Below are 13,087 nucleotides of genomic sequence, written 5' to 3' on the forward strand. Positions count from 1 at the left end.
AAACTTGGCGGTCCGTGGTATTCGGAGAACGTATTTGACGGAGACAAGAAATTTCGTAGAAAGAAGGCCGAGGCAGCCGGCTGCGTGTTTCCATTTCTTTTGATATGCTCTGGAGCCGTTATGCTGGGTGTCTTTGGGGTATCGGTGCTTATCTAGGTTGCTTGTTGCGACCGATAACGCTCTCCACCTTCTCGCTTTAGCCGGTTGAGAACCGCCTTGACCGTCTGAGCATGAAATCGCTTGCCGGACACGGTCAAAATCTTCTTCGCATTCAACTCGCGGGCAACTGCCGAGTAGGAGAGGTCGTGCCAATCTGGAGGGAGCTCATTTGCGATCATATTGGCGAACTGGTGCGCCCGGCGCCGGTTCTCTTCCCCCAAAACAGCGCCGTTTCTACCCAACCTCGTTCCACGCTGCCTAGCCTGAGCCAATGCGGCCTTGGTCCTTTCGGAAATCAGCCGACGCTCCTCCTGTGCCAACGCGGCAAAGATATGCAGCTGAAAATCCGTCGCGTTCGGCATCTCGACAATGACTAGGCGGATTCCCTTCTCCATCATCGCTGAAATGAAGCTGACACGCCTCGAAAAGCGGTCCAAACGGGCGATTAGCAAGGAAGCTCCGGTCTTTTTCGCGATGTTCATCGCTTTTGCCAGTTCAATGCGACGATCGTTCCTGCCAGATTCCACCTCAACGAATTCTCCGACCAGCTCGCCATTGCATCCGGCAAACTCCCGGACCATCTGCTGCTGAGCCTCTAATCCTAGCCCAGATCGGGCCTGTTTTTTGGTCGAAACGCGGTAATAGCCGACGTATTTCATCGATCCTCGTCAAACATAAACGCTGATTTATATTTGACGGATCGCTATTTTTGGATCTGAAGACAACGCTTCGGCGTCCACCTTATTCACCACCGTCAGCGCGAAGCTGGGAAGGGCTTAGGCGATCATGATCCCGTACAAGTACGTATCCCTTGCGGACGGACAAAGGATTCTCGAAGACCACTCGGTGCTGTTTTCTCAGCCAAAGCACTTCAACGATCCGTTCGATGCTCCCGCCTATCCCGAAGAGCCCAGTGAAGATCCTGTCTCAGCTATTTTAGCGCAGCTGCAAACGATGGGCAAAAATATGATTTGGGCTCAGAACACCGGCATACTTTCGCTCACGCACACTCCGGTAAACGCGCTGATGTGGGCGCACTACGCGGACAAACATCGGGGCATGTGATCGGCATTGACGCCGAGGTGGCAGGGTTAACTGATGAAAATAGCAATTTCATTCCTGCGCAGTACGGGAGCGTCATCTATGTCTCTCGCCGCGAGTCGGGTCCCTTCATCAATCGCCCGCAAACGGCGATTGCCGTGGGAACGCCCCATCACTTCACTGCGGACCACTACGAGAAACTGCAGCGCGTCTTCCTTCAGAAATCGCTGTGCTGGTGCTACGAAGAGGAAGTCCGGGTGGTAAAATGCCTGCACGGCATCACTGGCAATGGGACGGAAACCCCGAGCGGACGCTTCACGGTCAGTCGCAATAACGATCGCGACCTTCACCTCTACTCCCTGCCGCATGGGTCTATTCGCGAGCTCTATTTTGGCATTAGAGCGGATCAGCAGAGTACCGACGCTTTGGCCTTCAACGCCAGGACGATGAACCCGCAGCTCTCGGTCTTTGAGTGCGTTCTCGACGACAGCAATCTGACGGCCGGTTTTAGCAAATATGCATCATTGGCGGATTCGGCGGCAGGATAGCTTGTGCGTCAGGGGACTATAACAAAGCCGGAACTCGCGGTTCTATCGACAAACGAGATTTACAGCGCCCTCGGAAGACCGGACAAGTCTTATTTGCGGTAAATGTCGACGAGGCGTTGCAGACCGACGGCCGTTGCTTTGAGCCAATTGCCACATCGAACCGATTTCCCTACAACCGTCAAATGCATTTGCGCGAATCACTGCAATCCGCATGTGTTCCGAAACGGTGGGCAAACAAATCGTCGGCAGGGCGGGCAGGGGACAAGGATTTGGAACACGAGGCCGTTCGGCAGGTACATTATATTCAGCAGGCTCTATCCCAAAACAAACGACCGGTCGGCTTCTTCATCGGAGCCGGATGTCCGCTCTCGATCCGGCTGGCCGACGGCTCGGCCTTGATCCCGGACGTCGCTGGCCTAACCAAAGTGATTAGCGAGACCTTCGCCGCCGGGGCTCACAAGGAAGCATGGAAGAAGTTGCTCGCGGCCGTGATCGAGGACGGTGGCGGAGCCGATAATATTGAATATATCCTCAGCTACATCCGGCAACTGGCCGCCGTTGCTGGACCCAGTACGGTTAGAGGGCTCGACCGAACAACCCTCGATCAAATGGATACCGAGATTTGCGCTGTCATCAGTGAACAAGTGGATAAGGCCCTGCCAGATCGCAGTTCTGCCTATCACGACTTGGCCATCTGGACCCGGTCGATCCGACGCGCCAAACCGGTTCAGATATTTACTACCAACTACGATCTCTTGGTCGAACAAGCGCTCGAAGAGTCCGCCACACCTTATTTCGATGGCTTCGTGGGAACTCGGAAGGCGTTCTTCGATCTTGGGGCCGTAGAAGACGAAAACCTGCTTCCAGCTCGTTGGGCACGCCTATGGAAAATACATGGCTCGCTCAATTGGCGCTTGACGAGTGATGGCAAGAGAGTCGTGCGGTCAGACAATCGCGACAAGAGCACTTCGTATCTTATCTATCCCTCGCATCTTAAATACGATCAGAGCAGGAAGATGCCCTATCTGGCCATGCTCGACCGATTGAAAGCTTTCATCCTGCAGCCGAATGCGATCCTGTTCATGTCGGGCTATTCATTTAGCGATGAGCACATTAACGATGTCATCTGCAGGTCTCTGGAAGCCAATCCGACCGCGCAGGTCTTCGGCCTAATATACGGTGATCTCGCTGATGATCGTTACCAGAAGGCCCGAGAGTGCGGCTGTCAGATGCCGAACCTGAGCATCATGGGCGAGTATTCGGCGATCATCGGGCGAATTGAAGGTCTCTGGAAGGCCCTATCCGACGACGTTTCTCCTTCTATCCCGCCGGGCATCGTGAGCAAGGCGGCCGACGGAAAGACAAAAGTCAGCTTGGGAAACTTCGCTCATTTCGGCAATTTGATCCGCTATCTCACCGGTGAGGTGGCCGAAGATGACGCCGCCTGATTCGACTCTCGCGACGGTCATTGGCACGGTTCAGGACGTCAGTGGAACGACTGTGAGCGTTACGCTAGGTTCTGGGCAGCATTCGGGGCTGACCTTCGTCAGGGGCCAAGGCTACCGCATTGGCCAGATCGGCAGCTTCGTCAAGATCCCGGTCGGCTACACAGAGCTATTCGGTATCGTCAGTCAGGTGGGAGCCAGTGCTGTTCCTGCCTCCAAGGTCAGTGAGCACGCAGAGAGCCACCGCTGGATGACCGTCCAGCTGATCGGCGAGGGCCATAAGTCCGAGAGCTTCCAACGGGGCATCTCCCAGTACCCCACCATCGACGACGAGGTCCACCTCGTCTCCGAGAGCGATCTTCAGGCGATCTACGGCCGCGTAGGGGCGCTCAACAACTATGTAAAAGTTGGGCACATTACTGGAAGCGAGTCGATCGATGCCCTTGTCGACATCAACAAACTGGTCACGCGTCACTCGGCAATCGTCGGAACGACGGGATCTGGAAAGTCGACCACCGTCGCAGGTATCCTTTCCGCGCTGTCGGATCCAGACCGGTTCCCTTCAGCGAGGATCGTTGTCCTAGATCTTCATGGAGAATACGCAAAAGCGCTGGGTGCCCGGGCGAATATTTTCCGGATCAATCCGAACGCCAAAGCCGCCAACGAGCTTCCGCTCCGCATTCCCTATTGGGCTCTGAACTTCGACGAGATGCTCCGCCTAACCTTTGGTTCTCTGCCGGCCGACGGCAAGGCGCGAAACATCATCCTAGAACGCGTAATCGCGGCCAAAGCCGCATTCTTGCGCACCTATCCAGTTGCCGGCATCGACGAAGCTAGTGTCGGCGGAGACAGCCCTGTTCCCTTCTCCCTGAACAAACTTTGGCACGACCTCTATTGCGCCGAGTTCGGAACCTACAATCCCGCTATCGGCAATCCAACTGATCCGAGTTCGTGGACGTACGAGAAGGATGGCGCAGGCGAAGCGATGGTCGGCGACGCAATGAAGGGCGTCGCGCCTCGCTTCCGCAGGGTCAAGGATGTCAAGGGGGACGAGGAGAAGATCCGCTACCTGCCAGATCCTCTCAATCTCGCCAGCGCGCTTGAAAATCTAGGGTCCAAACTCCGGGTGTCACGGTTCGACTTTCTCCTGAAGGCCGGTGACTGGCATCCTGCCCTTGACGGAAGGGTCGAAAAAGATCTTCCGGAATTGATCAAGCAATGGATCGGCAGCGCTCGCAGCACCAGTATCATCGACCTGTCCGGTGTGCCCTCATCCATGACCAATGATATCATAGGGGTCGTTCTACGCGTCCTCTACGATGCGCTGTTCTGGGCCAGAAACCTTTCTGAGGGAGGTCGGGAACGGCCATTGCTGATCGTCATGGAAGAGGCCCACAACTATCTCAACAGCGCCAGCGACGGCTTAGCGGCGAGCATTGTGCGGAGGGTTGTCAAGGAAGGCCGCAAGTACGGCATCGGTGCAATGATCGTTAGCCAGCGACCCGCCGAGATAGATCCAACGATCCTATCCCAGTGCGGGACTTTCTTCGCCCTGCGGCTGAGCAACGCGACCGATCGCTCACACGTGACCAGCACGCTCTCGGACAATCTTGAGGGGCTGACGAATATGTTGCCGATCCTGCGTACGGGCGAAGCCATCGTGCTGGGCGAAGCCGTCAGCATGCCCATGCGAGCGTCTATCCAAGCTCCGCCCAAGGACCGCAGACCAGACAGCCAAGACCCGCTTGTCTGTGATGTTCAGATGCCGGAGGATTCCCAATCCCCTGGCGGCTGGAACATTCGTCTCAATGCGGACGCATCATATGACGATTTCGTTCGTGTATGGCGGCAGCAGAACCCTTCCCTCACAAACTCCGACGAGGCCTAGACCATGGCGTTCCGAGACTTTGCATCGTTCACCTCCTCCAGCATTCAGGCGTTGCGCTACGATGAGGAGACACTGGTTCTGCAGGTCATATTCAATAACGGAGGCATGTACGAATATTACGATGTGTCAGCACGTGTGGCTGAGGAGTTCGATCGGTCGGAGTCAAAGGGCGGCTTCCTTGCCGCAAATGTAAAGGGACACTACCGCTACAGCCGCGTCTGAGCCTTGGAGAACCACCCATATGGCAACCGTCTCGCTTGACCAGAAACGCCGCAGGGTCGAAATCTCGTCCTTTGAGCTGGCAAACGAGGTGGTATTTGCTTTCTTCGACCGGTTGCCTGCGGCCGATCGTGACGAAAAACTGCATCGTGCGCTCTACATTGGTGTCCTTGCTCTTATGGAGGATCGGCTGTCTTCGTTCCTCGCTCAGACGGCAAACAGTCTCGGCACCGAACTGGAAAGCCTGAAGCTGATCTTCGATATGAAGCAGGAGCTTTTCTACAAAAGCTCCGTCAAGGGTGTGCACGCCGAGATAGAGATCGCGGACTTCCTCGGCGATCTAGTCAAATCACGTCGGTATGAAGACACCGTGCATCTAACCGGAAGCAGCACAGGACAGCTTCCGCGAAACAAGACAGGGGACATCGTATGCGAGATCGCGGGGCGTCCGGGCGTGCGCATCGCCATCGAGTGCAAGTTCGACAAGGGCATTCGGCTTGGCGACATCCGAGCAAAGGACGTCTTCTCCAAGTCTTCGGACACGGCGTGGAGCCAACTTCTGGAGGCCCAAGCCAATCGAGACGGACAGGCAGGCATCATCGTTCTGGACGCAGCGTTGGCGGATAGTTCCGTGCTCGCTGAAGTCGATGACCTAAAGTTCATTCCTGGCGTCGGTTTTGTGGTGATTGTCGATTCAGCCCGCGGCGACTATCGCAACTTGGCAATCGCGTATGCTTTGGCGCGGGACCTTGTTCTCCGGCCTAAGAGTGACGACATCGATTTGGAAATACTCTCCCTGATCGTTAACCGGACCGCGAAGGATCTTGCTGACGTGGCGGCCATCCGATCGCTTGTCCTTTCCAATATCGAGAACGCCAAGGCGATTCTGGCGCGGTTGGAAAAGACCATTCTTCTAATGGAATTCAACGGCCGGTATCTGGCGAAGTTCATGAAGGACGGGACTCTATCCAAACAGGATCTGATCAGCTTCTACTCCGGAGAGGAGATCAAAGAGCGATACCGTTCGATTGAACAGGGCATTAGGGCCTTGAGTATCTAAGCGGGTTTCCCGGAGCCGATTCGTTGGTTAGATAAATTCGGCGTCAGCGAAGATTTTGAACGCGCCGATCCTGGCCGTTTAAATGGCCACAATGTTGGCAAGTGCAGCCCGGGAAGCGCCGGTCCGTCAGTCGGGAGGTCAATCAATAATTGCCGTTGTAGTAGCGGTCGTCGCAGGGCGCGGTGTAGATGCGACCGTAGCGGTCCTGGTAGCGGCACATCTGTTCGCCGCGCGGCTGCTGCGGGGTGGTGGCGGAGCCGACGACGGCACCGAGCAGCGCGCCGCTGGCCGCGCCGATAACCGTGCTCTTGGTGTTTCCACCGATAGCCTGGCCGACGAGAGCACCGCCGGCACCGCCGAGCAAGGCGCCGGTGGTGGCCCGTTGCTGGCCTTCGGTCTGCGACTGGCAGCCGGCAAGTGCGGCGGTCATTAGCACTGCGGCTATGGCTTTGTGAAAGGTCATGTGAAGTCTCCCTTAAACATCTGAAATCCCTATCGATCGTCCCGTGAGGCCGCATTGCGGCGGAACGGGGGCACGCGCTCTCACGAAGTGAGTCAGGGTTTCCCATGAGTTGAAAGTCATGGTTTCCAAAACGCAAAGCTAGGAGCGAACGCTTCGATTTAATCTTGGCTGGAATTGCCATTCGCTGCCCGCTAGAATTGACATTCGTCCGATGGTGCAAGGTGATGGATAAGGTTGCTGCGGCGCGCGAACCTCCTAAGGAGCGGCGAAGGGTTCGCGCGGCTCAATACGTACGAATGTCCACCGAGCACCAGACTTATTCTCTTGAGAATCAGAAGGACGCAATTCGCGGTTATGCAGAGGTCATGGGGTACGACATCGTCGCCACCTATGAAGACCCCGGCCGTAGCGGGCTGCACATAGAAGGCCGTCCCGGCCTCAAGAAGCTGCTGTTCGACATTGAACACGGACTCGCCGATTACGAGACGGTCGTCGTCTACGACGTGAGCAGATGGGGCCGGTTCCAAAGCGTCGATGAAAGCGCTTCCTACGAATATCGATGTCAGATAGCCGGTGTGCGGATCGAGTTTTGCGCCGAACAATTCGCGAATGATGGCACCGTCGGATCCGATGTACTGAAGGCCATAAAGCGCAGCATGGCCGCAGAGTACAGCCGGATGTTGTCACAGCGGGTCTTTTTGGGCCAGGTGAGGATGGCCCGCATGGGCTTCCACGTGGGCGGGATCCAGGGACTCGGACTAAGGCGCCTGATGGTTGACCAGTTCGGACAGCCCAAACTCGTCCTCGCCCGCTATGAACACAAAAACTTCCAGACAGACCGGGTGATCATCGTACCGGGGCCACCGGAGGAGATTGCCACTGTTCGATTGATCTTTCGCCTTTTCGTCAGGTCACGCAAGAACGAACCTCAAATCGCGAAATATCTGAATGACAGGGGGATCCTGAACGACTTCGGCCGGCCTTGGAAGGCCTATGGCGTGCGCCGTGTCCTAACCAATGAGAAATATATCGGCAACAACGTTTGGAATAGACGCTGCACAAAACTCAAAACCAAGGCTGTGTACAATCCTCCGGATCAATGGGTCAGAGCGGACAACGCCTTTGAACCTATCATCAGTCGCCAACTATTCGACAAAGCACAGCAAATGTTAAAAGCGCTCTACCTTCACATGAGCGATGACGAGATGCTGTCAGCCCTACGAAAACTCTACAAACGGCATGGGAAACTGTCGTCCGACATCATTAACGCAGCGCCGGAATGCCCTTCGAGCTATCGCTACAGCGCGCATTTCGGGGGCCTGCTCGGTGCATACAAGCTGATCGGTTGCCTGCCGCCCAGAAAGTCTCATTTTATCGAGATTGACAGGCGCCTCAGGGCCATCCGCCATCGCGTTATGGAAGACCTGCTCGTCTCGGTGGACAAGGCAGGCGGCCGCGCTTCCCAGGCTCCTGAAACGGAGATCATCCGCATCAATGGCGAGTTGACCGTAGCGCTCGCAATCGCCAGGTGTCGCGTTTCGCATTGTGCCTATCCCCGCTGGTCTTCGAGGGCGGTGCGAGAGGCCATGGCGGATATTTTCGTCTTGATCCGCATGCAGCCGGGCAATCTGATCATTCGCGATTACCTGATCGCTCCGATGCATGAAATCGTGGGGTTCAAAGGAGATTTCCATGTCAACAATGGAATGAAGCTGGATGCGTTTGTTTTCCGATCGCTTGATCCGCTCGTTGCGTTGGCCGAGCGAACATTCGTCGGGAGCGCCACATGACGCAACGCCGCACGGTTTTAGGCCTGGAAGCCGCTGACCGCCTTTTGCAGAATAACCGCACAAGGCACGCTGCGCTTTTGGAAAAGATGCAAGAGCCCAACAGGTGGTTCACCGGTCCCTGGCTGTGCAAAACCTATCAGGCTGAATGCCAAAGAACGCGGGACATGATCGCAGAAGCGATTATCTCTCGGCATCTTCTGGAGACGATCACCGAGGTATTTCGATATCCGATAAAACAGGAATCGTTCCGTCGCCTGCTATCGGCCGAAAGCCTGGCTTCTGTACCGAAGGCCCTGACCGAAGGGCCTACTTTGAACCTGCCCTCGGAGAGTTCCGCGCCAATGCCCTTGGTCAATGGAGTCTCTCCCGAGGTGATCGAGCTTTTGCAGGATTGGAATGTGCCGCCACAGGTCTTCGCGTCCTTGCGCAAGATGGTTGCGGAAAGGCAGCTCAAAGCTGCAAGGCTAATGATCGCCCTGAAGAGAGTGAGCTTCCACTATGCGCAACTCCTCGCAACGCTTACTCCGGGGTCGCAGTTGGTGGATCCCTCCAGGCCGAGGAAGAAGTTTGTCGGGGTGACAGCCGACGAGCTGGCGATCATGGAAGTTGAATTTGATTTGTTGAACGATGAATTTCTCTTCTGCGCCAGCCTTCGTGGCACCTGGGCGCTGGAGTTGATCGCGGCGAGGCTCTTTCTCGACGGGGTGATGGAAAACGCTCGGGTGGTCAGACACCTTGCGCGGGATTTCCCGGAGCAGCTCGCAAGGTTCCAAACGATACTGGACATTCCAGCGGGTCAGGAAGCTTTGACGAGCCAATCAGTCAAAACCGGACCAAGGCGCACGCATTTTGTCTTCTGAGGTGACGAGCACATTGGATTTGGCGGCAAGCTTCGCCGCAAGCCTCTGAATGTCTCGGCCATTTAATATCCTACAATGTTAGCATGAGCGATCCGCCTGGCCCGGCACTCGTAGGGCTGCCGACATTGAGCCAAGTTGCCCAAAGGAAACCTGATCTCGGTTCATTGCCTCAACGGCAACACTTTTGATGAGAGACGGAGTAGTGGTCGGCAAGCAGGTTCCCAGAGCTCCCCCGTCGGCACTTGGGCGGGGGAGGTATCGTCCCGAGGCTCGTCAGTGCCCGCAGATCACCGATCAGGCGATGATGGTCAGTTTGTGATCACAGCTGCCTTGACTGCAGCATAACCGTCCTTGCCGTCGAACGTCTTCACACCATCCAACCATGCGGTCAGCTTGTCGGGGTACTGCTTTATCAATTTGCGCGCTGCGTCTACCGGCTCGACGCTGTTGGTCATGATTTCGTTCATGCCATTGTTCTCATAGTCGATGTCGAAGTGCAGGTTTTCCAGGAACTTGGTCACGTTCGGGCATTCCTGGCGGTAGCCCTTGCGCGTCAGCGTCCGAACCGTCGCCCCACCAAAGTTGGGACCATATTCCTTGTCGCCGCCACTCAGGTAAGTCAGATCGAACTTGAGGTTCATGGGATGTGGCGCCCAAGCCAGGAAAACGATCCATTCCTTTCCCTTGGTCATCTTGTCGACCTGGGTCAACATAGCCGCCTCGCTGGACTCGACGACATTCCAGTCCTTGAGACCGTGCCTTCCGGCGGAAATCATATCGAGCAGCGGCTGGTTTGAGCCCGCTTCGATGCCGTAGATCGTTGAGTTGAATTTGTCAGAGAATTTCGAAAGATCATCGTACGAGGTCACCCCCGCCTTCGCGACATAGGTCGGCACGGCCAGCGTGAACTTGGCGCCCGTCAGGTTGGTGGTGAGGACATCGACATCGCCGTTGTCGATGTATGATTTGAATTCCTGTTCCTGGACGGGAAGCCAATTTCCCAGGAAAACGTCGATATCCTTGTTTTTCAAGCTTTCGAAGGTCACCGGCAGACCCAGAATGGTCTGTTCCGGTTCATAGCCCAAGGATGTCAGTATGACGGACGCCGTCGCATTAGTCAGCGAAAGGTCCGTCCAGCTGAGGTCGGAGAATTTCACCTTCCGGCAGCTCTCGGGATCGGCGTGCGCAGGTGCGGCGGCCATGAAGATGGTCAGCGCGGCGCTTGCATAAAGGGCAAAGGCTTTCATCGGAGTTCCCCTGTTTTTGTTGAACGCTCCAACAATCATATCTTTTTTGTTGGCGTGTACAATAAAAAAATGCAAGATGGCGCTAACCAGGAGGGACCGATGCCAAAAGTGGGAATGCAACCTATTCGGCAGAAGCAGATCATTGAGGCTGCCATTGACACCATTCACGAGCTTGGCATCGAGCAGAGTTCGATCCGCCAGATCGGTATGAAGGCGGGAATCTCGCCTAGTCTTATCACCCACTATTTCGGCAGCCGGGACGAGCTCTACACGCTTGTCCTGCGTCACCTGAACCGTGAGTTGTCACGCGTCACGATCGCCAGGCTGCGGACGGCTTCGACGCCGATGGAGCGCCTTCTGGCCATCGCGTCAGCGCAATTCGATGCCGAGCAGTTTCAGCCGGCGGTGGCAACGGCGTGGTTCGCACTTTGGGCCGCTCTGCGCGGCAATCACGAAATGATGCGCTATCAGGCAATCTACGAAAAGCGTCTGGCGAGCAATATCGCCTACTGCCTTCGCTCGCTCATTCCAGAAGGGCAGGTGGACTTTGCGGTCAACTGTCTCCTGGCAATGATCGACGGGCTCTGGGTCAAAGCGGCTCAACCAACCAGCCGAGTGACCACCGAGAATGCCCTGGCCATTTTCCAGAACTACGTCGTCCAGTTGGTCAGTCAGTTGGCGCGTGGGGGTGCCGAATGAATGTGTCGGACTATGTCGCTCAAGACGGCGTCGGTTTGGCGCGTCTGATCGAACGAAAAGAGGTTTCTCGGCGCGAAGTGATCGAGGCTGCGATCAGCGTCATTGAAAGCAGGGATGCCGCTCTCAATGCAGTGGTCATGCGTAATTTCGACCCGAGCTGTTCGAGGTCCGATACCGGTGCTGCCAGTGCATTGCGCGGTGTGCCCCTCCTTCTGAAGGACGTGAACCTCTATTCGTCAGACATGCCGACGACCTTCGGTTCGGCGTTCTTCAAGGGTGCGCCAGCAAAGCCTGACAGCATCATGGTCGATCGGTGGCGGCGTGCTGGCCTCGCTATCTTGGGCAAGACAAACACGCCGGAATTTGCTGCCGAGTTCGTCACGGAGCCTCGGGCGTATGGCACAACGCGCAATCCACGGGACCTCAATCTGACGGTGGGCGGAAGCAGCGGGGGGGCGGCCGCTGCGGTTGCTGCGGGAATGGTGCCGATTGCCCACGCAACGGACCTAGGTGGCTCGATCAGAATACCGGCTGCGTGCTGCGGCGTGTTCGGGTTCAAGCCGACCGGGGGTTTCAATCCCACAGGGCCGTACTTTGATGAGATTGCAGGTGGGCTGAACTCCGATCACGTTATCACGCGCACCGTGCGCGACAGCGCGGCATCGCTCGACATCACCGCCGATTTCTCTCCACAGCGCCATTCCTATCTCGAAGGCCTCGATAGACCTGTACGGCAGATAACAGTCGGGGTCTGCTGCACTGACCCGGCAGGCAGACCTTGTGGTCCGGACCAGCAGGAGGCAGTGAACCGGGCGGCTCAGGTTCTGGAATCATTCGGGCACCGCATTGTTGAATATCGCTATCCAGAGGGTCTCGACGCGTCCAATTGGTTCGATCACCTGTGGATTTTCGACCTCGTGCGCCTAGTCGAGGAACGCTCACGCGAACTCGGCAGAGCCCCGGCAGCCGAGGAGCTTGAGCCGTTGACGTGGCATCTTCTGGAAAAGGCCAAGGCGGGGGGAAATGGCGAACATGAGCGGGCACGCTCCGCCCGCGAGATCTATACCTCACGCTACCTGGGTTCGATGGAATCGATCCATGTCTGTTTGACGCCGACGCTGGCGACCGACCCTCCGAATGTCGGATCCTTGAGCTTCAGGGCATTTGGAGATGTCGAGGCCTGGAACGCGGCGGGTTACAGGTTCGCCCCCTACTCCATCCCATCGAACATCTCAGGACAGCCGTCCGCGTCGTGTCCGTATTTCAAAAATAGTTCAGGGCTCTCGGTCGGTGTGCAAATCAGCGGCAAGCCGGGCGATGATCTCCTCGTCTTGCAACTATGTGCCCAGCTGGAGCTATGTCACGCGCCATGAAGGTTTCCGCCAGGCCGCACTTGGATTGCCGCTTCGAGCGTAAATTGCCATGGCAGGTCGAATGTCCGCAAGGATCGTTCCCTGCCAGATGCTCGCCCATTCAACAGGCGATCAAACACGCCGCCATTGCTCGCTAATTAATGTAGCACAATGTCAGTACGGTCGGATCGCCTGAGTTGTCGGTTTCCTGAATGGCCACAACACAAAGAACCAGCGTCGGGTTGGACCGCATGAGGCCGACATTTGCTGCCCGACATCATGGGAAGAGAAAGCGACACGTGGCCTTTGTTCGGTA

13 protein-coding genes are annotated in these 13,087 nt (G+C 56.4%); 10 read left to right on the forward strand and 3 right to left on the reverse strand.

Annotation, left to right across the window (positions count from 1 at the left end):
- Positions 1-152 precede the first annotated feature (152 nt).
- Positions 153-818 carry a recombinase family protein gene (locus FJ492_RS19940; protein WP_140771749.1) on the reverse strand — a complete coding sequence of 222 codons (666 nt, stop codon included), beginning with the start codon at positions 816-818 and terminating at the stop codon, positions 153-155.
- A gap of 127 nt (positions 819-945) precedes the next feature.
- Here FJ492_RS19940 and FJ492_RS19945 point away from each other — a divergent pair, with 127 nt between their 5' ends.
- From FJ492_RS19945 to FJ492_RS19965, 6 genes are all read left to right on the forward strand, one after another.
- Positions 946-1,224 carry a hypothetical protein gene (locus tag FJ492_RS19945; protein ID WP_140771751.1) on the forward strand — a complete coding sequence of 93 codons (279 nt, stop codon included), beginning with the start codon at positions 946-948 and terminating at the stop codon, positions 1,222-1,224.
- A complete protein-coding gene (locus tag FJ492_RS19950; RefSeq protein WP_140771753.1) occupies positions 1,221-1,748 on the forward strand; it encodes a DUF2971 domain-containing protein in 528 nt (175 codons plus the stop codon). Before FJ492_RS19945 ends, FJ492_RS19950 begins: the two co-directional genes overlap by 4 nt.
- Before the next feature lie 116 nt (positions 1,749-1,864).
- Entirely contained in the window at positions 1,865-3,196 is a 1,332-nt protein-coding gene (locus FJ492_RS19955) for an SIR2 family protein (protein ID WP_246676076.1), read from the forward strand.
- Positions 3,183-5,081, forward strand: a complete 1,899-nt coding sequence (locus FJ492_RS19960; RefSeq protein ID WP_181166705.1) for an ATP-binding protein — start codon at positions 3,183-3,185, stop codon at positions 5,079-5,081. The genes FJ492_RS19955 and FJ492_RS19960 overlap by 14 nt, the downstream gene beginning before the upstream one ends.
- Before the next feature lie 3 nt (positions 5,082-5,084).
- Entirely contained in the window at positions 5,085-5,303 is a 219-nt protein-coding gene (locus tag FJ492_RS29275; protein WP_181166706.1) for a KTSC domain-containing protein, read from the forward strand.
- 19 nt (positions 5,304-5,322) lie between these two features.
- On the forward strand, positions 5,323-6,360 hold the full coding sequence (locus tag FJ492_RS19965) for a hypothetical protein (protein ID WP_140771755.1): 1,038 nt from the start codon (positions 5,323-5,325) through the stop codon (positions 6,358-6,360).
- A 142-nt stretch (positions 6,361-6,502) separates the two neighbouring features.
- Here FJ492_RS19965 and FJ492_RS19970 read toward each other — a convergent pair whose 3' ends face one another.
- Positions 6,503-6,823 (reverse strand): YMGG-like glycine zipper-containing protein, encoded by a 321-nt coding sequence (locus FJ492_RS19970; RefSeq protein ID WP_140771760.1) that lies wholly within the window; start codon positions 6,821-6,823, stop codon positions 6,503-6,505.
- A 224-nt stretch (positions 6,824-7,047) separates the two neighbouring features.
- Here FJ492_RS19970 and FJ492_RS19975 point away from each other — a divergent pair, with 224 nt between their 5' ends.
- Entirely contained in the window at positions 7,048-8,613 is a 1,566-nt protein-coding gene (locus FJ492_RS19975) for a recombinase family protein (RefSeq protein WP_140771762.1), read from the forward strand.
- On the forward strand, positions 8,610-9,473 hold the full coding sequence (locus FJ492_RS19980) for a plasmid partitioning protein RepB C-terminal domain-containing protein (RefSeq protein WP_140771764.1): 864 nt from the start codon (positions 8,610-8,612) through the stop codon (positions 9,471-9,473). Before FJ492_RS19975 ends, FJ492_RS19980 begins: the two co-directional genes overlap by 4 nt.
- A 308-nt stretch (positions 9,474-9,781) precedes the next feature.
- On the opposite strand, the gene choX is transcribed toward FJ492_RS19980, so the two are convergent.
- Positions 9,782-10,720 carry a choline ABC transporter substrate-binding protein gene (gene choX, locus FJ492_RS19985; RefSeq protein ID WP_140613573.1) on the reverse strand — a complete coding sequence of 313 codons (939 nt, stop codon included), beginning with the start codon at positions 10,718-10,720 and terminating at the stop codon, positions 9,782-9,784.
- 99 nt (positions 10,721-10,819) lie between these two features.
- On the opposite strand from choX, the gene betI reads away from it, so the two are divergent.
- Entirely contained in the window at positions 10,820-11,419 is a 600-nt protein-coding gene (gene betI / locus FJ492_RS19990; RefSeq protein ID WP_140613574.1) for a transcriptional regulator BetI, read from the forward strand.
- Entirely contained in the window at positions 11,416-12,792 is a 1,377-nt protein-coding gene (locus FJ492_RS19995) for an amidase (RefSeq protein WP_140771768.1), read from the forward strand. The genes betI and FJ492_RS19995 overlap by 4 nt, the downstream gene beginning before the upstream one ends.
- Positions 12,793-13,087: the final 295 nt, after the last annotated feature.

Origin of the sequence: Mesorhizobium sp. B2-5-4 (assembly GCF_006441095.1) — a bacterium.
Taxonomy (GTDB): Bacteria; Pseudomonadota; Alphaproteobacteria; order Rhizobiales; family Rhizobiaceae; genus Mesorhizobium; species Mesorhizobium salmacidum.

Coding starts and splice junctions, on each gene's coding strand:
- FJ492_RS19940 (WP_140771749.1), bottom strand. CDS start 818: ATGAAATACGTCGGCTATTACCGCGTTTCGACCAAAAAACAGGCCCGA.
- FJ492_RS19945 (WP_140771751.1), top strand. CDS start 946: ATGATCCCGTACAAGTACGTATCCCTTGCGGACGGACAAAGGATTCTC.
- FJ492_RS19960 (WP_181166705.1), top strand. CDS start 3,183: ATGACGCCGCCTGATTCGACTCTCGCGACGGTCATTGGCACGGTTCAG.
- FJ492_RS29275 (WP_181166706.1), top strand. CDS start 5,085: ATGGCGTTCCGAGACTTTGCATCGTTCACCTCCTCCAGCATTCAGGCG.
- FJ492_RS19965 (WP_140771755.1), top strand. CDS start 5,323: ATGGCAACCGTCTCGCTTGACCAGAAACGCCGCAGGGTCGAAATCTCG.
- FJ492_RS19970 (WP_140771760.1), bottom strand. CDS start 6,823: ATGACCTTTCACAAAGCCATAGCCGCAGTGCTAATGACCGCCGCACTT.
- FJ492_RS19975 (WP_140771762.1), top strand. CDS start 7,048: ATGGATAAGGTTGCTGCGGCGCGCGAACCTCCTAAGGAGCGGCGAAGG.
- FJ492_RS19980 (WP_140771764.1), top strand. CDS start 8,610: ATGACGCAACGCCGCACGGTTTTAGGCCTGGAAGCCGCTGACCGCCTT.
- choX (WP_140613573.1), bottom strand. CDS start 10,720: ATGAAAGCCTTTGCCCTTTATGCAAGCGCCGCGCTGACCATCTTCATG.
- betI (WP_140613574.1), top strand. CDS start 10,820: ATGCCAAAAGTGGGAATGCAACCTATTCGGCAGAAGCAGATCATTGAG.
- FJ492_RS19995 (WP_140771768.1), top strand. CDS start 11,416: ATGAATGTGTCGGACTATGTCGCTCAAGACGGCGTCGGTTTGGCGCGT.